Source organism: Enterococcus cecorum DSM 20682 = ATCC 43198 (genome assembly GCF_000407565.1).
Classification (GTDB): domain Bacteria; phylum Bacillota; class Bacilli; order Lactobacillales; family Enterococcaceae; genus Enterococcus_E; species Enterococcus_E cecorum.
On record NZ_ASWI01000003.1, the window covers coordinates 1015879 to 1038194 of the forward strand.

The window sequence follows — 22316 nt, forward strand, 5'->3', positions numbered from 1 at the left end:
AATGTTATATGGTGCTGTTACCAATAAGCAAAATCAAGTAATGGGGAAAGGAAATTATATATTGGCAAGTCATATTATTAGCAATAGCGATTTGCTTTTTACAAATATTAATCGACTAGAAAAAGGAGATGTCATAGTTTTAAAAGACAGTGATTATACTTACAAATACACTGTTTACAATAATTTCATAGTTTCTAATGATGAAACTTGGATTTTGAATGATATAAAAGATTATAGTGTTTTGACATTATACACTTGCTATGATGACAGCACCAAATTACCTGAAAATCGAGTAGTTATTAGAGCAGTGCTTACAGATATTAATTAAATAATTGGTAATTTTGTAGAAATAAAGTCCTTAATTAGGGCTTTTTATTTTCTCATGACTTTTTGTATTGTGATTGATATAATAAGAAAGACTAGACTTTGATTAGGAGATGGCAAATGGATACTAGATTAATGAAACAGATTAAAGATATTTTAAAAGAGTTCCCGCAGTATTGGAACGGTGAAGAGCTACAAAGACCAGTTGTTATTGATGATTTGAAAAATTATGATGCTTTGTTAATTTCAGCATTATTGAAAAATCAGAAAATTAGAGAGAATTATTCGGTGAAAGCTGGAGATGTAATTATTTTTAAAGTGCAAGAATTTATTGATATTTTGAGATATAAAGATTATTGGGAAGATAGTTATACAAAGTATTCGAATACCATTGGATTGTCAAGTGAAGGTAAGTATCTTCAATACAATACTGATGTTGTTTTAGATTTTCCTTACAAAGATTGTGTTCTAGAGGGTGGCATGACTAAAGAAGATACTGGGAAAGAAGAAGTTTTTTACAATGAGGTCATTGCAAGAGATGAAATAGATACTCTTTTAACACCAAAAGCACTGGTAAATGCAAAAAAATATGATGCTGATGGAGAACATAAGGTTGATTCTTTTAGTAATGAAGATAATTTAATTATTAAAGGTAATAATCTACTAGCTTTACATTCATTAAAAGAACGATATGCAGGAAAAGTGAAGCAAATTATTATTGACCCACCATATTATTTTTCTAAAGAAAAGGGGAGTGATTCATTTAATTACAATTCCAATTTCAAGTTATCTACTTGGTTAACATTTATGAAAAATAGGTTAGGAATAGCTTCAACACTAATGAGTGACGATGGAATGGCATTTATTATTACTGGTGAAGAAGGATATGCGTACTTAAAAATAATTTGTGATGAAATATTTGGACTAAACAAATATGTAGGTACAATTTCATGGAGAAAATCAGATAATCAAGCAAATATTGGAGAATTTGCAAAAGTAACTGATTACATTCTAATATATAAAAAAGGAAATGGAACGCTATCAAAATTACCTTTAACAGAAAAAGCCAAAAAAGAATATCGGTATTCTGATGATAAGGGAAAATTTAGAAGAGCAATTTTACTCCATAAAACAAGAGGGAGACATATTTATGATTTAGAAACTCCCAGTGGAAAAATATTAAAGGGACCTTGGATGAAGTCAAAAGCGGATATATTGGATGCTGATAAAAGAGGTGAGATTTATTGGACAAAAGGCGGTGATGAACAACCTTATGGTAAAATATACTTGCATGACTCGAAAGGGCAAATAGCAAATGATTTTTGGGATACTAGTTTTGGAAGTAATCAAAGAGGCTCTGAAGAAATGATGCAATTATTTAATGGGAGAAAATTCGATTTTCCTAAACCGGAACTATTGATAAAAAATCTTATTTCGTTAGGTTCAAGTGAAAATGATATAGTTTTAGACTTTTTTATGGGTTCAGCAACTACTCAAGCTGTTGCTATGAAAATGAATAGAAGGTTTATTGGTATTGAACAAATGGATTACATCAATACAGTTTCTGTTCCAAGATTGCAAAAAGTGATTGAGGGCGAACAAGGCGGAATTTCTAAAGATGTAAATTGGCAAGGTGGAGGTTCATTTGTTTATGCTGAATTGATGGAATTAAATCAATTATATATGAACAAAATTGACCAAGCATCAACTAAAGAAGAATTAGCTGAATTATGGGATGAATTAGATAACAATGCTGATTTAAATTTCCAATTAGATAAAGAAAAATTAACTAATGAATTGTTAAAAGAACATGATGAAGAAGAGGGTTCTATCACTTTTAATGACTTAACTTTTAAAGAACAAAAAGAAATTTTCAAGAAAGCATTAGATAAGAATCAATTATATGTGCCTTATTCTGAAATTGAAGATAAGAATATTATCATATCTGATGATGACAAAGCCTTTAATCATAGTTTTTACAGCAATGAGAGGGGATAATTATGGCGAAAAAAAGACTATATGAATGGTTAAATAGAGAGATGATAACCATTGCTTATGCAATGAATGCCCATGAAGTTCCCGAATATATAAAAACTAATCTAAAAGATGAACTTCGTCATTACCAAGAAGAAGCGATTAGACGATTTCAATTTATGCAAGATGATAGTTTACTTGCAGGCATAAGTGATGCAGGTTTTCAAAGGAAACAATTATTGTTTAATATGGCGACAGGTTCAGGGAAAACAATGGTTATGGCGAGTTTGATGTTGTATTTATATAAAGAATTCAATTATCAGAACTTTATTTTTCTTGTAAATACTGATGCGATTGTCAAGAAAACACATGAAAATATGTTAAATAGTAGTTCTAATAAGTATCTTTTTAATCCTAGTGGTATTTTTATTGATGGCGAACAAATTATCATTCAAGCAATTGAAAGCTTTCCTACAGTTAAAAATAAAAATACAATCTATCTAAAGCTTACAACTATTCAAAAAATACATGGTGAGTTGAATAAACCTAGAGAGAATGGTATTTCTTTAGAGAGTTTGGAAGAGGAAGATATTGTCATTTTAGGCGATGAAGCTCATCATTTTAATGCTTCTACAAAGAAGGAAAAAGAAGAAGAACAATCTTGGGAAACTACTATTAACAAAATGCTATATCTGAGAACGAATAATAAACTTTTAGAATTTTCAGCGACTATTAATATGGATGACAAAAATATCTCTCAAAAATATAGCGATAAAATTATTTATAAGTATGATTTAGGCGAATTTATGAGTGATGGCTATTCCAAGAATGTATTGAGATTACAATCATCAGAAAATGATGATGAGAAAATGAAAGATGCGATACTTCTAAGTCAATATCGAAAATTGATTTCTAGAGAAAATGGGATTTCTTATTTCAAGCCAATCATCATGTTTAAATCAAGTAAAATCAAAATATCTGAACAAAAACAACAAGATTTTAATGCTATCATTGAGAATTTATCTGTTGAAAGTTTATCTAAGTATATCAATCAAAGAAAAACAACTGTATCATCGAATTCCACTCTATATAAAGTTTTTTCTTACTATTTAGAGCAAGACTTAGATAGTATTATTCGAGAAATACAAGAGGATTTTGAAGCTAGAAATATCTTAAATGCTAATGAAAAGAATATGTTGAGTGTAGATAATGCAGTGTTACTGAATAGTTTGGAAAATATCAATAATCCTATTCGAGTTATTTTTGCTGTTGCAAAATTAAATGAAGGTTGGGATGTTCTAAATCTTTATGATATTGTCAGAATTTCTGAAGGAGCAGGGATTACTCGAAATGCAACAGACAGTGAAGCACAATTGATTGGTAGGGGAGCAAGATATTTTCCTTTTGAATATGAGAATAAGAAAAGCTTTAAAAGAAGATTTGATAATGAAAACAATGATTTAAGAATATTAGAAACATTGCATTATCACACAATTAATGAAAAAGGCTATTTGGCTAACCTTGAAAAATCAATGAATGCTGTTAATTTAATTACTTCAAGTGATGAAACGGTCAAAATTTTATCTACAAAATTAAAACATTCTTTCAAAAATTCAAGTGTCTATAAACAAGGGAATTTATTTGTGAATGAAAGTAGAGAAACAACTCCTGAAGATTATAGCTCTTTAGAAAAATTCACTATTACTAAAGAATGGGAAACTGAATTTATAGGTTCAACTGTAGAAACTGATTACAAAGGAAATATTAATGATGACACTGTTATTCAAAGAGAATTTGAATATTTAACAGTTGATAAGAGATTCTTTAAAAAAGCTTTGCAAAGAAATCCATTTTTTCGTTTTGTGAACCTTAAAAAGTATCTACCTTTGCTGAAATCTAAAGATGAATTAATTGATAGTGAACAATATTTTAATGGTGTTTCAATCAAAGTTTCCTTACCTAAAGGACAACATATAACAGATTTAACAGCTTTTGAAAAGCTAGAAATTATTGATAAGTTCTTAGCTTATTGTGAAGAAAAAATTCGCAAAAATTATCAAAAAGAAGTTGGATTGAAAGTGTTCAAACCATTAGCTATTAAGGATACATTGAGAGATTATGAAATAGTAGTTCCTTTGTATGAAACAGGGCATGTTACTCAAAGAATTGAACTCCATCAAATGAAAGGCAAAGATTGGTTTGTTTATACAGATGCTATTATGAACCGTTTAGAATATGCGATGGTAGAGTTGATGGGAAGTTTTATTCATGAATTAGAAGCTAAATATAAACAAGTTTATCTAATTAGGAATGATGAAAAAGCAACTAGATACAAACTAACTGAATTTGGTGGTCCTAGAGGATTTATGCCTGATTTTATTCTTTATTTAGAAAATGAAGAGTTTGTCTACCAAGTATTTGTCGAGCCAAAGGGCGAGGATAGGGAAAAAGAAGATGCTTGGAAGCAAGAAATGTTATATGCTCTGAATGGTTCAGACATTGAAATCATAGGAGAAAATGATAATGTTAAACTAGTTGGTGTTAAGTTTTACAACAACAAGAATAAACGAGGATTTATCAGTGATTTATCAGAAAAAATCAATGATGGGGTTATTTTAGATGGTAAGTTAGAATTATTCAATGGTGAATAGATAGCCATAATGATATTACTAAACCACTTGAAAATTGGTAGTTATTAGAGCAGTATTATCAGATAATAAGTAAAAAAGAGCTGTTGATTCAGCTCTTTTTTTTATAATTATTGTATATCTTGTTTTATGAGATACTTTTTTATTTCTTTAAGTTCTGTTTCTTCTTTAGTTAAATCTGCTCTAACTATTTTTTTTATTTCTGTAAACAAACTTAAAACATTATCAGTTGCATTAAAGGCATGAAAAAAGTTCCCATCAAAATTATAATAAACTATACCTTCTTGATTAGTAAGTTCTGGTCGCTTTAATAACTTTTCTTTGATTTCATTATAATTAATTTTCAAATCATCTTTGATAAATAATAAAAATTCATAGTAAATTTTAATTGTGCAGTAAATAAAATCAGCAATTGTATAAACATAGGAAATATGGGGTGTATGACCAAAATTAGATAGAATTTTTTCTCGAATCTCAATCATCTCCTTTTCAACAGAACCGTTTTTTTTGAAATGTGGCTTATTTAGAATGTCATCTAAGTTAAAACCTGCTTTATTTATTTCATTAATTTCAATGGGTATGTGTCCATGCTGTGAATAGTTTCTAAGTTGTAATAAAAATTTATATGAAAAATTTTTATCGTATATTGGACTAGAGACTCTTGACCTAAAAGTGTCAAATAATTCCTTTCCTAAAATAGTTTTTAGATATATATCCACAGAATCAGACAAAGATTTACCCGATGAAATAAGATTTATAGTAAAAGTATTAATTAAAGTAAAAAGTTCATCTTCTTTTAAAGTTTTTAGTTTATATATTACAGTATCATTGATATTTATTGTAAAATTTTCTAAAAGTAGACTATAATTTGCTTTAAAGATTTTATATAGTTCGGAAAGCTCAATGAAAAATCTAGTCATTTCAACATAAGATTCAAATAATTTCTGTTCGTCATCAGATATCTCAGGTAAGTTTATATCTAAATTTGATATATAGTAAAACCTATCCTTATTCATAAGATTACTCCTATTCATTAAATATTTTTGAAATTGTCATTTGTCAATTTATTGATTTTAAAGTAATTTTGAAAATGTTTTTCAGTAAATTTAGTATTTAATATAAGTGCTAAAGTTTCGCTTTTGCTTGACACAAAACATCTTCGATTTACATCACAATACTTAATAAAATAGTGTTTAAAAATACTGTTTACAAACATTCCTCTTCCGCCTTCAGCAGTTGTGAAGAAAAATGGAGCTAATTCAGTTATCTTATTAAATATTTCTAAATCAGTGTATAATCCAGTGTTTTCTTTTTCAAAAGCAAGCATATCTCGATAAGATAAATCTTTGCAATTATAATTTAGTAGATTATCACTTAACTCTGCTAAATGCTCTTTATTAGCGATTAATTCTTGATGTGTCATATTTAATAAATCACTGCTTTTAAAGTAGTCGAAAATAATATTATCAACTAAATCAGTCTTTAATACATTTTTAAATTCTTTTTTGTCTTTATTTGCTTTTAAATATTCATTCAGATTCGCTAAATATAGTTTAAAGACAAGATTAACTCTTGCTTCTAAATGTATTCCGCTTTGCACTTTTTCCCTTTTTTTATTTGTTTCTGTTGCTCTTTGTTCAGCCTTGTCAATAAATTCTTTTGTTTTTTTATTGATAGATTCCAAATCTTTTTCATCTGAAGAATTGTCTATTAAGACCCATTTATCGCTAGTATTACCGATTTTTCTTTTAAACTTGTATTCAATCTTGTTGATAAAAATTGATTTATATTCAAATTGTTCTGTTGCTTTAGTCATATTTGAAGTCCTTTCTATTTTTTTGATAATACTTACTGAATAAGTTTATTAGCTATTGCTTTTGACCAATTTTCACCTATTATATTTATCAATGCTTTTTTTCTTTAAATCTAACATTTTTAGAAGTGATATCACTACATTTTTCTAATTTATCAGTAATCTCATTTATATAATTTTCTGCATCATCTTCAGTTATCAAGTCAACAACTATCGCTAAATACAGCAAAAGGGGAGTACATTGTATATCGTTTATTAATTTAGTTAAATCTATAGAACCATTATCTTTTGCTTTGTGCCACAATGTTTTGCTAAAAATCCAGTCAATTGCATGTTCTTTTTGTGATATATAGTCAATTTTGGGTATTTCTTCATTATATAATTTTGTAAATCTTTGCTTTTGTTTATAAGATTCAGATTCTTTTAAATCTGAATTTAGCAAATAAGTTATAGCTTTTTTTATATTATCATCATTTAATAAATCTAACATTTTCATTAATGTAGCTCCTATAATTTTAATTACTTCTAATATACACCATCTAATGCAAATAATCAATTTTTATATCTAATAAAATACAAAAAAAGACTGTAAAAACAGTCTTTAAATGATTAATGATTTTAAATATTGAGGGTCAGAGCTAATTAATAAGAAAGTATCGCTTAACTTATTGTCATATTTGATACACAGATATCCTTCATTTCTAACCAATTTTACCTCTTTTGCATTGCTGATTTGAGCAAATGTTGCAAGCATTGTTTTTAAATCATCTTGATTAGTTAAAACTAATTTAGTTGTTGTTTCTAAATGATTCATAATCCAACTATATACTGCACTGGATACAGTTTCGACTGCATTACTATTATTTTCTTTATACATAAGTTCTGTTTGTTCATCAGAAAGCTTAAAATCTGGGATTATATTATCTAATGCTTCTAATAATTTACATTCAAAGTGTATATATTTATTATTAGTTAAATAAATGATTTCAAAATCAATATCTATGTTGTATTTAGTTTTTAAATATTTTGTGTTTATAGTAATAGCTTCAGATAAATTTTTGATGAATAAATCTTTATCTAATGTAGTACTATTACTAGTTGTTGTAGTACTGTTAGTAATATTAGTATTTAAAAAGCTTTGATAGTCTTTAAATATCTGCATTGCTTTTGCTTTAGCAAGTTCTTTTATTAAATTATCTAAATACTGATTATTTTGAGTAGCTCTTTGTTTGCAGATTCTAACTACATCGGCTTTTGAATAATCCTTAAATTCATAGTCTAACTTATCATAAGTAACTATTAATTCTGTAACATTGCTACTTTGTTTAATTCTGAAGGGTACTTTTGTTGCTTGCTTAAATATCATATCGAGATAATAAACATATGTCTTAACTATTTCTTCATTACTTTTCTTTAATCTACCATCAATTTTCATGATATATCCACTCCTTTTTTATATTTAATTAGATACAATAATTATCTATACTTAATTATTAGCATCTAACAAGTCTATAGTCAATTTTAAGTATCTTTCTATAAATTAGTATCTAAGAGTTAGCAATGTACTACATAAATTAATCATTATCAATGTAAGCTAAATACTGATATATCAACAATATCTTTACTTTAATTGCTTCTTACCCCCCCCTATATATAATATAAATATTACTTTAGGGGGGGTATAAAAGGTTATCATTGATATATCAAGCTTTAAAGCACTTATTTTTCTAAAATTAATGATTGAGTATTAGCAAGCTCTGCTTGCTTACTTATATAGATGTTTAAATTTAGTCAAATGTGTAAAATTTGCTCTCTATTTAAAACTTTAAAAAAGACTGATATATCAATACTTATTAATTGTTTATCATTAGATATTTACATTATTTGAGATAAAAAACACCTTAAATCGAATAGTTAGTGTAGAATTACCCATAAAAAATTTTTAATTGAATCTGTGAGGTGTTTTTTCAAAAATAGATGCTTAAAACCTTGATATAACAATAATCTTTCTTTTTTGTCAACATGATAAAAACCCCTATAAAATCAAGGCTTTTAAAAGGTCATTTTTTAAGTGTGTTTTGTCATAAATTTTTAGAAAAGCAAAACATTAAATATTGTACTTGATTAGATATAATATTTATGTTATGGTCCAGTTATCAAAAATACAAAACATATAGAAAGAGTTGATAAATATGGATTTTAAAGACCTAAAAACTAAAATTAGAAGAGAATGTAATGCAGAAATCTATGATAATAAGCTTTTAAAAGCAATCGCAACTAAAGTCAAATCATCAGATATTATAATTAGTGCATTTGATTGTTGTGATAATGATAATAATTTATGTTTAGTAGTTGTTACTAAATCTAAAATGATAATTGCAACTAATCAATTTTTTAAATCAGCTAAAATTAGTATGATTAGCTTAAACAACATCACTGACATTAAGCTAAAAAAAGGATTATTTAAACAATCATTGATTGTATCAAATATCAGAAAAGATAGAGTGTTTTATAAAATATCTCAAAAAGCACAGCTAAATAGCTTAATTAGTATGATTTGAGGTGATTTTAAAATGGCAACCTTTAAAGATTATAAACTTAAAAATGGTGAAAAAAAGTGGCTTTTTAAAACTTATCTGGGCAAAGATTTAAATGGTAAAACAGTACAAACAACAAAAAGAGGATTTAATACAATAACAGATGCTAAAAAAGCAGAACTACAATTACAAATTGATTTTTTAGAAAAATTAGAAAAAGAAAAAATTGAAAGAAAAAAAAGAAAAGCTAATTTTAAAGATATTTATCTAAAATGGTTTGAGCAGTACAAAAATACAGTTAAACAATCAACATTAGCTAAAACACAACAAATTTTTAAAAATCATGTTTTAAAAGATTTTGGACATTTAGATATTAATGATATAAAAATAGACTATGCACAATCAGTTTTAAATGAATGGTACAATCATAGTCAATCTAAATATAAAGAGTATTATAATTATGCTGTAAAAATAATTGATTATGCAATACATTTAGAATTAGTTGATACAAATACAAATGTTTTAAAAAAACTGATTATACCAAGAAAGAGGGAACAAATTGAAAATGAAGAAAAGAAAAAATTTTACTCAAAAGAAGAATTACTGATATTTTTAGAAACATTGAGGAGTTTAGAGAATCAAAAAGCTTATACTTTATTTTATTTACTAGCATTTTCGGGGATGAGAAAAGGCGAAGCATTGGCTTTGAACTGGCAAGATATAGATTTTAAAAATAAAAATTTAACTATAAAAAAGGCACTGACAAGAGGTTTAGACTCTAAATTATATATCGATACCCCTAAAAATAAACAAAGTTTTAGAACGATTAGTTTAGATAACACAACAATTAAAGTTCTTAAAGAGTGGAAAATAAATCAAAAAATAGAACTTGAATCTGATGGATTTATTGTAAAAAATAATCAATTAATATTTAGTAATAGTAACAATACATTGATGAATCCGCAAGTTACAAGAAAATTTATTTTACAAGTATTAAATAAAAATAAAGAGTTAAAATATATCACAACTCATGGATTCAGACACACACACTGCAGTTTATTGTTTGAAGCTGGTGCAAGCATAAAAGAGGTGCAGGAGAGGTTAGGTCACTCTGATGTGCATACAACACTTGATATTTATGCTCATGTTTCTAAACAAATTAAAGCAGAAACAGCAAACAAATTTGCAGATTATGTTTTAAAAAAATAAAAAATTTTGTGTCATTATTGTGTCATTTTACAAAAAAAGATGCTTAAAAACTTATAAATGCTGTCGCATCAAGCTTTTAAGACACCTTTTTTTTAAAGTATGGAGGCGGTGGGAGTCGAACCCACGTCCAAACATATCGCCACCCAAAAATCTACGCTCATAGTCAGTTCTATTTAAAGTTCATTTGAGAAGATGCCGAGTGACAGGCCCCTTAACAAACTAGTCTGACAATCTCTTTAATCAAAAACAGACGGAATTTGATTACGTATCCCACTTAGAATAAGACCCGGGAAAAGCACATGGGCGATGCTTAGCGGATCACGCCCGCTGTTTTTTAGGCAGCTAAAGCGTAAGAATTGTTTGTTTTTGCAGTTATATTTAACTGTAACGTTTTAACGTAGACGTAACCTACGAAGCGCAATTCAGGCCCGAACTATGCCTGTCGAATCCGTAACGCCCCCTCAATAAAAATAAGAGGGTGCCACTTACATAAAAAGTATAGCATAACTTCTTTGTAATATCAAAGAAAAAGCCTTGAAAAGTTTAATATTATTTTAAGAGATTGCCATTTAAGCATGATTTAAGGTAAATAAAGGATGATTATTGTGAGGAAAACTATCGAATTTATATGAATTGGGTTATAATGAATTCAGAGAATAAACAAATACTAGAGGTGAAAATCATGCAAATATTAATGATTGAAGATAATGAATCTGTTGCAGAAATGATGCAAATGTTCTTTATCAATGAAGGCTGGGAAGCAACGTTTAAATACGATGGTAAAGAAGGACTTGATGCTTTTTTAGCGGAGCCTGATAAATATGATATTATCACATTGGACTTAAACTTACCTAGTATGGATGGCATGCTTGTAGCAAAAGAAATACGTAAAGTTTCAAATACGGTGCCAATTATTATGCTTACAGCGCGTGATTCTGAAAGTGATCAAGTGATTGGACTAGAGATTGGGGCAGATGATTATGTGACGAAACCATTTAGTCCACTTACTTTAATTGCTAGAATCAAGGCTTTACATCGTCGTAGTGAGCTAGTTGAAAAAGTGAGTGAAAAAAGTGATGAGACGGATGATTTTGAAATTGCTACTAAACATTTCAAAATGAATACGAAAACACGTGAAGCTTATTTGAATAATGAGCCGATTGATGGATTAACGCCTAAAGAATTTGATTTGCTTTATACGATGGCCAAAAAACCACGTCAAGTCTTTACACGTGAACAACTTCTTGAATTAGTTTGGAATTATGAGTATTTTGGCGATGAACGAACAGTGGATGCTCATATCAAGAAATTGCGTCAAAAAATTGAAAAAGTTGGCCCCCAAGTTATTCAAACAGTTTGGGGAGTCGGTTATAAATTTGATGATTCAGGGTTAGAAGCATGAAATATTTATATCAACAATTAATTGCCTTTTGGACCGTCATTGCGATTACTTTTATTTTGACAGGATTTGCGTTTATTCGATTAACGAGACACACCATCGAGCAAAATAATTATCAACAATTATACGGTTATGCCAAGGCGGTAGAGAAAATTTCCAAAAGTTTTAATAATGTCTTTGCCGGTGATCAGAGTCAATATCGCATTGTTCAGAATGCCTTGAATTTATCTGAAGCAGTATTAAATCAGCAAAGTGTCAATTTCGTCTTTGTGAATTCCCAACAAGAAGTGCTCTATCCAGATAGCAATGCTTCCGTAAAACCACCGATTACCAAAAAACAATGGCAGCAACTCACCCAAGGACAAGTGCAACAAGCAACTTTGGAAAGAGATATTTTTGGTCAAAAGAATATGACTTCCTATGAAATGGTGCCTTTTTTATTAAATGATGAGTTTGGAGTTTTGATTGTCAGTCAACCGGCGAAAGATGTGGAAGAGACGATCAATAAATTTACCGGGAATTTAATCAAAGGCTTCATTGTTTCAGGAATCGTGGCATTTATCATTAGCTATTTCTATGCAAGTTTTCAAGTGCGGCGGATTAATCGCATGAAAAAAGCCACGAAAGAAGTTGCGAGTGGACATTTTGATATTGTCTTACCGGTTCATAATCGGGATGAGTTTGATGAATTAGCTGCTGATTTTAATAAGATGACTGATTCATTGAAACAATCCCAAGAAGAAATTGAACGACAAGAAGAACGACGCAAACAATTTATGGCAGATGCTTCTCATGAAATGCGTACTCCTTTGACGACCATTAATGGACTGTTAGAAGGTTTTGCATATGGGGCAATTCCGGAAAGCCAAAAAGAGAAAGCCATTGCCTTAATGAAAAATGAGACCGAGCGTTTAATTCGGTTAGTTACTGAAAATCTTGACTATGAAAAGATTCGAACCAATCAGATTTCTATGGTGATTAGGAAATTTAACGCAACAGAAGTATTTGAAAATCTATTTACGCAATTGGAAAGTAAAGCAGAACAAGTGAATAACCAGCTGATTTTAGAAACTAAACAACCTGTGGAAGTTTATGCTGATTATGACCGTTTTGTTCAAATAATGGTAAATATATTACAAAATTCCATTCAATTTACGGAAAATGGGACAATCACGGTTAGCTTAGAAAAAGGCTATCTAGAAACAATCATTAAGATAAGCGATACTGGAATCGGCATGTCTGAAGAACAGCTGAAAAATATCTGGGATCGCTACTACAAGGCCGATCCATCTAGAAAGAATAAGAAGTTTGGTGAATCTGGGTTAGGTCTTTCTATTGTTGAACAGTTAGTGAAGTTGCATAAAGGACAAATTCAGGTTGAATCTGAGTTAGGAAAAGGAACAACTTTTATCATCTCTTTACCGGATGTCGATATGGAGCAATAAAAAAACAGACAGGCTATTTGGATAGCTTGTCTGTTTTTTTACTCATGATAATTAAGCAAAGTTAGGTTGTGTGTAAGGATAATAATTTGTTTATGATAATGGCGGCTGATTTGTTTCAATTTTAGCAATAGTTGTCGAATTTGCCAGGTCGTACAATAATCGATGCCACGAATATAGATACAGTCTTTCTGTTGGATAAACAGTTGTTGATAGACTTGAACGGCAATCAGGGTTTGGTAATCTGCTTGTGTAGGTAGGACATCAAGATTGGTTTCTGCTATCTGAAATTCTTTTGCCAACCATTCAATGGCATTTTGCTGATTCTTACGTTGAATGGCTAAATGGGCCTTTAAAGATAAAAAAGGGACGAAATTAGAAAATAGTTGATTCTCTGTTTCATAACTCATTTGTATATTTGGAAAGTTTAGTTGATTATTTGGCAAAATACATCCTTCCTTTCTTAAGATTTTGAATGAAATAAATCAGACTGTTTACTGTGATAAGTCCCAAGCTATTGACGCAGCAAGTTCTAAACAACATTTGCAAACTGATTTTTTCCAAATGAATTTGATTTTGGATGAATTGCCATAACCCATTCTCGGATTCAGGAACTTTTATTTGAAAAATATTTTTAGCAGGTACAGGTGCTTGAATCCATTCTTTAATGGAAAAGTGTTGGATATCCGTTAAGTAAAAGCGACATAAGGCAAAAATCACCGGAAAAATCAGCGTTTGTAATAAAAATAGTATCATGCTCATCATGAGTGTGACAGAAATACAAATCACGAGTAATTCACCACTCATTAAGACAAAATAATTGCTAACAGTTCCACCGTTATTCATCCACGAAATTTTTTCCCTTTGACGTTTTCTTTGGAAGCGAAATAAGAAGTAACCGAGCATGAAAAACAGGATACTTAAGACGATTAAATATAACACTTTACATGGAGTTTGCCACTGGTTGATTGGCTGCTCTACTTTAGTTGAGATATCAAAAAATTGCTGTATGGTTTGCAAGATTGCCAGAACATATTGTTGAAAAATAGCGTAGAACCATTGCATTAAAATAAGTAAGCTAAAAAAGAGCGCAATGCCTAAAAAAGCTTTTTTATGATAATAGATACTACGCTTAATGACGCTTAACCAAAACAATCTTTCACCTACCTTCAAAAATGTCTAGAGTTTCTTTAAGTATTACTATAGTCTTTTTTTATGAACATTTTGTGAATAAGGTACGAAAAAAAGAGACTGAATTATTTTTTTCAGTCTCTTTTTTACTGTTAGCTATTCGTTTTCACTTGAAGTACTTGAACTTGTTTCTTTAGGATGTAGTTCTTGATAAGATTTTGTTTGATACTTATCAGTAGTACTTGTATGATTATGTTTACTATAAACGCTTGTTGACTTATCGCCAAGTTCTTTTTCAATTTTTTCAATACGATCTGTGTTTTTCAGATAATTATAATCATCTGGGTTGATGGCTTTCAATCCACTCTTCGTATAGAACCGTAACAAATCACCATTATTTATTTTATCAGAGGTAGCCAGCTGATCCGATACAGCTTCTTTATCCGCATCGATTTGCTTTTTGAGTTCTTCACTAGGTTCGGTAATTTCTTCTCCAGTTTTATTATCATAAAGTACGCCACCATAATAAGTATAGTTTGGCGTTACAAAATCTCCATCACGGAAAGCGACAAGTTGTTTATGATCAGGTGAGAATAAATCTTGACCTAGTTGAATATAGTTTTGCGTATCAACACCAAGTAAATGTAATAAAGTAGGAAGCGCATCGACTTGACCACCGTAAGTATCAATAATTTTTCCTTTATTCATTCCTGGGATATGAATCATGTAAGGGACACGTTGGACTTGAGCATTATCAAAGTTTGACCAAGTTTCACGGTCTTTTCCTAGTAATTGAGCTAATTCTTTATTACGCGCATTTGATATTCCATAATGATCGCCGTAAAGGATAATGATGGAATTATCATAAAGTCCACTTTGTTTAAGGTAATCAAAGAATTCATGAACGGCAGTATCCATATAATTGGCTGTTGAGAAGTAACTGTTAATCGTTTCGTCTTTTGTTTGTGCCAATGGGAAACCTGTTTCATCCCCACTTAATTGTGAGTATGGATAGTGGTTCGATACGGCAATAAACTTGGTATAGAATGGTTGTTGCAAATGTTCAAGATACTTCACAGATTGTTGGAAGAAAGGTTTATCATTTAAGCCATATTGGAATGAATTATCTTCCGTCACGTTATAATAAGAAGCATCAAAGAAATAATCATAGCCTAGACGTTTATAGGTTTCATTTCGATTCCAAAACGTACCGGAGTTTCCATGGAAAACAGCAGAAGTGTATCCTTGTGTTTGTTTTAAAATATTTGGTGCTGCTTCAAAGGTATTTTTCCCACCTAATTGTGTGAAGAGCGCGCCTTGATTTAATCCAAAGAGTGAGTTTTCAAATAAAGTTTCAGAATCACTCGTTTTTCCAGCTTTGACTTGATGGAAAAAGTTAGAAAAGCTAAAAGTCGAATTGCTATGATATAAACTATTAATGAAAGGCATCACTTCATGTTCAACACCATTTTCATCTTTTAACTTATAATCAATTAAAAATTGTTGTGTACTTTCTAGGTGAATATAAATGACATTGCGACCTTTTGCTAAACCAAAGTACTGGTCATTGGGTTTGGCATAATGGCCTTTGACATATTCTGCTACTTCATCCATATCGGTAGCACTTGCCTGAGCACGCACTTGAGTTGTTTTGTAAGTTTGAACTCCATCATAAGCAGTAAATGCATTGATTCCTAAGTATTTCACTAAGTAATCACGAGAGAAGGTACGTGTTAATAATTCTGGACGATCACTTTCAGCTAAGAATAAGTTACCTGAAAAAATCATCACAGCTAACGTAGAAAAAGCAAAGGCCATGCGTGCGCGTACTGGAGTTTCATCCATTTTGATACGTTTGGTAGCTAAAGCAAAGACGAGCAAAATGAAGTCTAACCAATACAAAATATCATAAGGTCTAAATAGTTTAATGGCACTTTCACCTAAACCACTCGCAACCTTACCCGCACCTAACATCGTATTGATTGTGATGAAGTCAGTGAATTCTCGATAATAAACAGCATTCGAAAACAATAGGGCAGTCATGATAAAATAAATGACCATCATTGTAATATAGGCTGGCTTTTTGCGACGAACGTATAAACCGACTGATAATAAAAGTAAGGTTGTAGCAATTGGATTTATTATCAAAATAAAATGTTGGAGTGCATTTTCCAAAGATAGATGGAAATCTAAGGTATAAGCCAACATATTTTTTATCCACATTAACACAAGTAACAAGCCAAAGAAGCCTAACCGTTTGTTAACCCAGCTAAAATAATTCTTTTTTTTCAAAGGAAAATTCCCCTCTTTTCTTTTATTTAAATATTTTCAGAAGTTTACATACTATTCTTTTCCATTTTACCCATCTTAAAATCGACTGTCAATTGAACTTCAAAGACCATCATTAGAATTTAATCTTTCTTTATAATTGGATTTGAGCTTTTTCGTCTTTTTTCTCATTTTGTGTTATAATTTCTTAACAAAGAGAAAGAAACGGAGAATAAAATGCCAAAAGTTATAGTTATCAATCAAGCCAAGAAGAAGTTTTTACAGGGCCATCCTTTGGTACGAAAAGAAGACGTTTTAGATTTGCAACCAACGCTTGAGTGGATAGATTTTGTCGATGAAAAGAAGCGTTTTATTGCTAAAGGATATCTAGGGGAGCAAAACAAAGGAATTGGTTGGATTTTGTCTTTAAAGAATGAGCCAATTGATGGTCAGTTATTTGCGCAAAAATTTAAAGAAGCGAAACAAAAACGTAAGGCTTATTTTCATGCTGAGGATACCAATGCTTTTCGAATTTTTAATGGAGAAGGCGATGGTATTGGTGGTTTGACGATTGATTATTATGCTGGTTATGCAGTTGTTTCTTGGTACAACACGACCATTTATCATCATCGTCAATTGATTATGGAGAATTTTCTCAAAGTATATCCTGAAATTTTAGGTATTTATGAGAAAAATCGTTTTAAGAGTGACTTGCCTGAATCAAACCATTATGTTGGCAAAGTAGCACCAGAACCATTAATAGTGAAAGAAAATAATGTCCAATATGCTACCTATTTAAATGAAGGTTGGATGACCGGGATTTTTTTAGATCAACATGAAGTTCGTGGCCGTTTAGTGGATGGATTAGCTATGGGAAAACGTATCTTAAATATGTTTAGCTATACAGGAGCTTTTTCAGTTGCTGCGGCTTTTGGAGGAGCGAGCAGTACGACTAGTGTGGATTTAGCTAAACGCAGCCTTGAAAAAACCAAGGAGCAGTTTGCAGTCAATGGCATTACCTTAGAAAATCATAAAATTCATGTGATGGATACCTTTGATTATTTCCGTTACGCTAAGAAAAAAGGGCTGCAGTATGATGTGATTGTATTGGATCCGCCGAGTTTTGCACGAAATGGCAAGAAGGTCTTTACTGTCGCTAAAAATTATGGTGATTTGATTACGGACAGTTTACCGATTTTAGCAGATAAAGGGATGATTGTCGCTTCGACTAATGCAAGTAATGTTACAGTGGCTAAGTTTAAAAAAATGATTGAGAAAAGTTTCCAAGCTGCTCACGTGCAATACCGACTAGTCGAGCGTTATCAATTACCAGCTGATTTTGTCGCAAATGAGAAATACGAAGAGAGCAATTATTTAAAAGTATTTATTTATCAGAAATTATAAAGGGAGAGGAAGGATTGTATGTCAACGAGTTATCAGCGTCCAAAAATTTGTGTCCCATTAACAGGAAGAACAACCGAAGAATTAATGGCACAAGCGGAAAAAATTCGCAATAGTTCAGTCGAAATGGTCGAATGGCGCGCAGATTATTTTACAGAAATTCAGGATTTAGAGCATGTTTTGGTTACACTTCGTACTTTGCGTAATAATTTATCAAATAAGGAGTTACTTTTTACCTTCCGCACCACAGAAGAAGGTGGTCAGGCGCAAATTCGTTTAGAAGATTATAAAGAATTATGTCTGAGCGTCTGTAAGTTACAATTGGTGGATATGATAGATATTGAATTGGCTCAAGCAGAGTTTTTGGGCAGAAATTTTATCAAACAATTAAAAGATACGCAGACCATTTGTTTGATGAGCTATCATGATTTCAAGCGTACCCCTAAAGACGCTGAATTAATTTTTAAAATTGGCTTGATGCATCAAATGGGGGCCGATATAGGCAAACTTGCTTTGATGCCGCAACAGTTAAATGATGTTTTACGTACGATGAGTTTAATTGAAAAAGCACATACTTTTTATGATTTACCTTTAGCAGTAATGGCGATGGGTGAATTAGGTAAGGTAACCCGAGTCGCTGGTGAACTTATGGGATCGCGCTTTACATTTGGCTATTTTGGTGAAAATTCTGCTCCTGGTCAGATTCAAGTAGAAATGCTCGAGCAAATACTGTCCACATTGAGTATGAAAGATTCAGTAAAGGAAGAAACAAATGGCTAAGAAAAAACAAATAAAAACAAACGCAATTCGTATCGTAGAGCAAAAAAAGATTCCTTATCAAGAGCATACTTATACTTTTTCTGAGAATGATTTAGGTGCGAAACATGTGGCTGAAGAACTCAACCAAAATGAAGCGCAAATTTTCAAGACGTTGGTAGCTGTGGGCAATAAGACTGGTCCAGTTGTAGCAGTTATTCCTAGCAATCAAGAATTAGATTTGAAAAAAATCGCCAAGGAAAGTGGCAATAAAAAGGTAGAAATGCTTCATCTAAAAGACTTAGAGAATTTAACGGGCTATATTCGTGGTGGTTGTTCGCCAGTTGGGATGAAAAAACTTTTTCCAACGTATTTTGATCAGTCAGCCTTAAATTTTGCTACTATTATGGTATCAGCAGGAAAACGCGGGGTACAAATGGAGCTGGCACCAAATGATTTAGCTGGCTTAGTTCGTGGTAAATTTGTTGATTTAACTTTAGAAAAGTAATCAAAAAAGAGGGGAGAGTCCCCTCTTTTTTGCCTGCTTTTAACTTTGCCATAGTGCTGTTTGAGCTGCGTGCCTGCCTGCTACATGACCAGTAGAAAAAGCTGCTGTAATATTGTAGCCGCCTGTATAACCATTGATATCTAAGACTTCACCGCAAGCATATAATCCCATTATTTTTTTACTTTCTAAGGTTTTGGGATTGATTTCTTTTAAAGAGATGCCGCCACCAGTAACAAATGATTTTTCTAAAGCAAAGGTGCGGATAATCGGTATTTGAAAAGATTTAATCAGATTGACTAAGGAATCAATTTGTTTTAAAGTGACTTGTTTACTCATTAAATCTGCTAGGTGTAATCGTTCAAGATAAAAAGTAAGCAACCGATCAGGTAAAAGTCCCTTCAAAGCATTGTTCACTTGTTTTTTTCCGTTTTTTTGAAGCGTTTGAACAATTTTTTGGTTCAACTGATTTGCTGTTAGCTCTGGTACACAGTCCAATTCGACAATCACAGGTGTTTGTTTTTTCAGCAGTTGATTGACAAAAGAAGAACATCTTAAAGCAGCTGGACCTGAAATTCCAAAATGAGTAAATAGTAAATCCATGGTGTGACTTGTCACGGTTTTCCCTTTTTGATTTAAAACCGTTAATTGCACATCGCGTAAAGATAATCCTTGTAAGGTACGCTCCTGGATAAAATCTGCTTCACTGATTAGCGGCGATTCTGTCGGGTATAGTGGCGTGATTTGATGTTTTACTTGTTTTGCTAATTGATAACCATCGCCAGTTGCCCCAGTGGATGGGTATGTTTTGCCACCTGTGGCGATAATGACACTCGGTGCAAAAAAATCTCCTTTATCACATCTCACTCCTTGAATGGTACGACCATCATGGATGAGTTTTTCAACCGTCGTTTTCATGCATAATTCAACATGGTTTTCTTTTAGTTTAGTAATAAGACAATCAACAATTGTTTTGGATGAATCAGTAGTGGGAAACATTCGCCCGTGATCTTCTTCTTTTAATTGCACACCTGATTGGGTAAAAAATTGGATAATATCTTGGTTATTCCATTGATTAAAAGTACTATATAAAAAGCGACCATTTCCTGGAATGTGTTCGATTAAATGTTCGACTGATTGACTATTGGTAACATTACAACGTCCGCCTCCAGTCATCAATAATTTTTTACCGAATTTACGGTTTTTTTCAATAAGCAGTACTTTTGCCCCGTTTTCACTAGCGCTAATTGCTGCCATCATACCACTCGTACCGCCACCGATGACAATAACATCATATTTTTGCAAATTTTTCTCACATCCTAATTTTAATGAATTATTTTACTATTTTTTCAGCAAAATAGATGAAATATTTTCAATTTTCAGTTACAATATATCATACCTATATGATTTTTCCGAGCCTTTCGCTTGTTTTTTTGAAAATTATTCGGATATCACTACTGATAGGTGAAGAAAATTGTATAGATGTACTATTCATTCTCATGTTATATTGACGTGATGGAATTTTATGATGAAAAACAGGAAGGAAGTTGTGGTTTATGAGTAAAGTAACGGAATATGTTGAGAAAATTCAAGCAGAGTTACATGCAAAAGACAGTCATCAAGCAGAATTTTTACAAGCGATTGATGAATTTATGGAAACCGTTGTCCCATTTTTAGAAGAACATCCAGAATATGTGGATCAAAATTTATTGGCAATTATTACTGAGCCAGAACGCTTAGTCCAATTCCGTGTGCCTTGGCAAGACGATAATGGTAATTGGCAAGTGAACCGTGGCTACCGTATCCAATTTAATTCTGCTTTAGGACCATATAAAGGTGGTTTGCGTTTCCATCCTAGTGTAAACTTAAGTATTTTGAAATTCTTAGCTTTTGAGCAAATTTTTAAAAATAGTTTGACTGGTTTACCAATTGGTGGGGGTAAAGGTGGTAGTGACTTTGACCCTAAAGGCAAATCAGATGCGGAAATTATGCGTTTTTGCCAAAGCTTCATGACAGAATTAGCCAAACATATTGGACCAGATACAGACGTTCCTGCAGGTGATATCGGTGTAGGTGGCCGCGAGATTGGTTACTTGTTTGGTCAATATAAACGCTTAAAACAATATGATGCTGGTGTCTTAACTGGAAAACCTCTATCTTTCTGGGGAAGCTTAGGACGTACTGAAGCGACTGGTTATGGTGCGGTTTACTTTGTTAAACATTTACTAGCTGATCAAAACGAAGACTTTAATGGTAAGGCTGCAATTGTATCTGGTAGTGGAAATGTAGCAATCTATACTATTGAAAAACTTCAACAATTAGGAGCTAAAGTCATTTCATGTTCAGATTCAAGCGGATATATCGTGGATGAAGAAGGAATCGACTTAGACTTACTAAAAGAAATCAAAGAAGTGAAGCGTGAAAGATTAACAAGCTATCAAGCCAAACGTCCTTCAGCAAAATATGTAGCCAATGATTCAGTTTGGAATGCAAATCTAAAAGCGGACTTAGCCTTCCCAAGTGCGACTCAAAATGAAATTAATTTAGATCAAGCCAAACAATTAGTCGCAAATGGGGTTAAAGTCGTTGCAGAAGGTGCGAACATGCCATCTACTTTAGAAGCCGCCAACTACTTCATCGAAAATGGCGTACAATATTGCCCGGGTAAAGCCGCTAATGCAGGTGGAGTTGCTGTATCTGCTTTAGAAATGAGCCAAAACTCACAACGCTTAGCTTGGACAAAAGAAGAAGTCGATGCTAAATTAGACGACATCATGCACAATATTTACCGCGCTTGTCGTGATACAGCCACTCACTTTAACCAAAGCCATAACTTATTATTAGGTGCGAATATTGCAGGCTTTGAACGTGTGGCTAAAGCGATGAGTGCTCAAGGATTAGTCTAGGAA

At 31.5% G+C, this 22316-nt stretch carries 19 protein-coding genes and 1 other RNA gene; 11 read left to right on the forward strand and 9 right to left on the reverse strand.

Annotation, left to right across the window (positions count from 1 at the left end):
• Window position 1: 1 nt before the first annotated feature.
• From I567_RS05700 to I567_RS05710, 3 genes are all read left to right on the forward strand, one after another.
• Window positions 2-328: a class A sortase gene (locus tag I567_RS05700; RefSeq protein ID WP_016251300.1), complete on the forward strand. Its 327-nt coding sequence runs from the start codon at window positions 2-4 to the stop codon at window positions 326-328.
• 116 nt (window positions 329-444) lie between these two features.
• Window positions 445-2322, forward strand: coding sequence for a site-specific DNA-methyltransferase (locus I567_RS05705; protein ID WP_016251301.1), 1878 nt, complete (start codon window positions 445-447; stop codon window positions 2320-2322).
• Window positions 2323-2324: 2 nt separating this feature from the next.
• The gene (locus I567_RS05710) at window positions 2325-4949 is read left to right on the forward strand and encodes a DEAD/DEAH box helicase family protein (protein WP_016251302.1); all 2625 of its coding nucleotides are present in this window, start codon (window positions 2325-2327) and stop codon (window positions 4947-4949) included.
• A gap of 107 nt (window positions 4950-5056) precedes the next feature.
• On the opposite strand, the gene I567_RS05715 is transcribed toward I567_RS05710, so the two are convergent.
• The 4 genes from I567_RS05715 to I567_RS05730 form a co-directional block, all read right to left on the reverse strand.
• Window positions 5057-5962: a hypothetical protein gene (locus tag I567_RS05715; protein ID WP_010785556.1), complete on the reverse strand. Its 906-nt coding sequence runs from the start codon at window positions 5960-5962 to the stop codon at window positions 5057-5059.
• A 17-nt stretch (window positions 5963-5979) separates the two neighbouring features.
• Window positions 5980-6762, reverse strand: a complete 783-nt coding sequence (locus I567_RS05720) for a hypothetical protein (protein ID WP_010785557.1) — start codon at window positions 6760-6762, stop codon at window positions 5980-5982.
• An 88-nt stretch (window positions 6763-6850) separates the two neighbouring features.
• Window positions 6851-7255, reverse strand: coding sequence for a hypothetical protein (locus I567_RS05725; RefSeq protein ID WP_016251303.1), 405 nt, complete (start codon window positions 7253-7255; stop codon window positions 6851-6853).
• Between the two features lie 105 nt (window positions 7256-7360).
• Window positions 7361-8194, reverse strand: coding sequence for a hypothetical protein (locus I567_RS05730; protein ID WP_010785559.1), 834 nt, complete (start codon window positions 8192-8194; stop codon window positions 7361-7363).
• 757 nt (window positions 8195-8951) lie between these two features.
• Here I567_RS05730 and I567_RS05735 point away from each other — a divergent pair.
• The gene (locus tag I567_RS05735) at window positions 8952-9320 is read left to right on the forward strand and encodes a PH domain-containing protein (protein WP_010785560.1); all 369 of its coding nucleotides are present in this window, start codon (window positions 8952-8954) and stop codon (window positions 9318-9320) included.
• 12 nt (window positions 9321-9332) lie between these two features.
• The gene (locus I567_RS05740) at window positions 9333-10505 is read left to right on the forward strand and encodes a site-specific integrase (protein WP_016251304.1); all 1173 of its coding nucleotides are present in this window, start codon (window positions 9333-9335) and stop codon (window positions 10503-10505) included.
• Window positions 10506-10602: 97 nt separating this feature from the next.
• Here the strand turns inward: I567_RS05740 and ssrA are convergent.
• Window positions 10603-10966, reverse strand: a transfer-messenger RNA (tmRNA) gene (gene ssrA, locus I567_RS12400).
• 221 nt (window positions 10967-11187) lie between these two features.
• On the opposite strand from ssrA, the gene I567_RS05745 reads away from it, so the two are divergent.
• Together I567_RS05745 and I567_RS05750 are read left to right on the forward strand one after the other, a co-directional pair.
• Entirely contained in the window at window positions 11188-11907 is a 720-nt protein-coding gene (locus I567_RS05745) for a response regulator transcription factor (RefSeq protein WP_016251305.1), read from the forward strand.
• Window positions 11904-13349, forward strand: a complete 1446-nt coding sequence (locus tag I567_RS05750) for a sensor histidine kinase (RefSeq protein ID WP_016251306.1) — start codon at window positions 11904-11906, stop codon at window positions 13347-13349. Before I567_RS05745 ends, I567_RS05750 begins: the two co-directional genes overlap by 4 nt.
• A 38-nt stretch (window positions 13350-13387) precedes the next feature.
• On the opposite strand, the gene I567_RS05755 is transcribed toward I567_RS05750, so the two are convergent.
• From I567_RS05755 to I567_RS05765, 3 genes are all read right to left on the reverse strand, one after another.
• Complete coding sequence (locus tag I567_RS05755; RefSeq protein WP_016251307.1) at window positions 13388-13792, reverse strand: hypothetical protein; 405 nt, start codon at window positions 13790-13792, stop codon at window positions 13388-13390.
• Complete coding sequence (locus tag I567_RS05760) at window positions 13782-14501, reverse strand: hypothetical protein (RefSeq protein ID WP_016251308.1); 720 nt, start codon at window positions 14499-14501, stop codon at window positions 13782-13784. The genes I567_RS05755 and I567_RS05760 overlap by 11 nt, the downstream gene beginning before the upstream one ends.
• Window positions 14502-14633: 132 nt before the next feature.
• Window positions 14634-16769, reverse strand: a complete 2136-nt coding sequence (locus I567_RS05765; RefSeq protein ID WP_018345212.1) for an LTA synthase family protein — start codon at window positions 16767-16769, stop codon at window positions 14634-14636.
• A gap of 213 nt (window positions 16770-16982) precedes the next feature.
• On the opposite strand from I567_RS05765, the gene I567_RS05770 reads away from it, so the two are divergent.
• The 3 genes from I567_RS05770 to ybaK are packed head-to-tail and all read left to right on the forward strand — an operon-like array spanning window position 16983 to window position 19410.
• Complete coding sequence (locus tag I567_RS05770; RefSeq protein ID WP_016251310.1) at window positions 16983-18149, forward strand: class I SAM-dependent rRNA methyltransferase; 1167 nt, start codon at window positions 16983-16985, stop codon at window positions 18147-18149.
• 18 nt (window positions 18150-18167) lie between these two features.
• Window positions 18168-18926: a type I 3-dehydroquinate dehydratase gene (gene aroD / locus I567_RS05775; RefSeq protein ID WP_016251311.1), complete on the forward strand. Its 759-nt coding sequence runs from the start codon at window positions 18168-18170 to the stop codon at window positions 18924-18926.
• Window positions 18919-19410 carry a Cys-tRNA(Pro) deacylase gene (gene ybaK, locus I567_RS05780; protein ID WP_016251312.1) on the forward strand — a complete coding sequence of 164 codons (492 nt, stop codon included), beginning with the start codon at window positions 18919-18921 and terminating at the stop codon, window positions 19408-19410. Before aroD ends, ybaK begins: the two co-directional genes overlap by 8 nt.
• 39 nt (window positions 19411-19449) lie before the next feature.
• On the opposite strand, the gene I567_RS05785 is transcribed toward ybaK, so the two are convergent.
• Window positions 19450-20712, reverse strand: coding sequence for a BaiN/RdsA family NAD(P)/FAD-dependent oxidoreductase (locus I567_RS05785; RefSeq protein WP_016251313.1), 1263 nt, complete (start codon window positions 20710-20712; stop codon window positions 19450-19452).
• Between the two features lie 251 nt (window positions 20713-20963).
• Between I567_RS05785 and gdhA the strand changes: the two genes are divergently transcribed.
• Window positions 20964-22313, forward strand: coding sequence for an NADP-specific glutamate dehydrogenase (gene gdhA / locus I567_RS05790; RefSeq protein WP_016251314.1), 1350 nt, complete (start codon window positions 20964-20966; stop codon window positions 22311-22313).
• Window positions 22314-22316 lie beyond the last annotated feature (3 nt).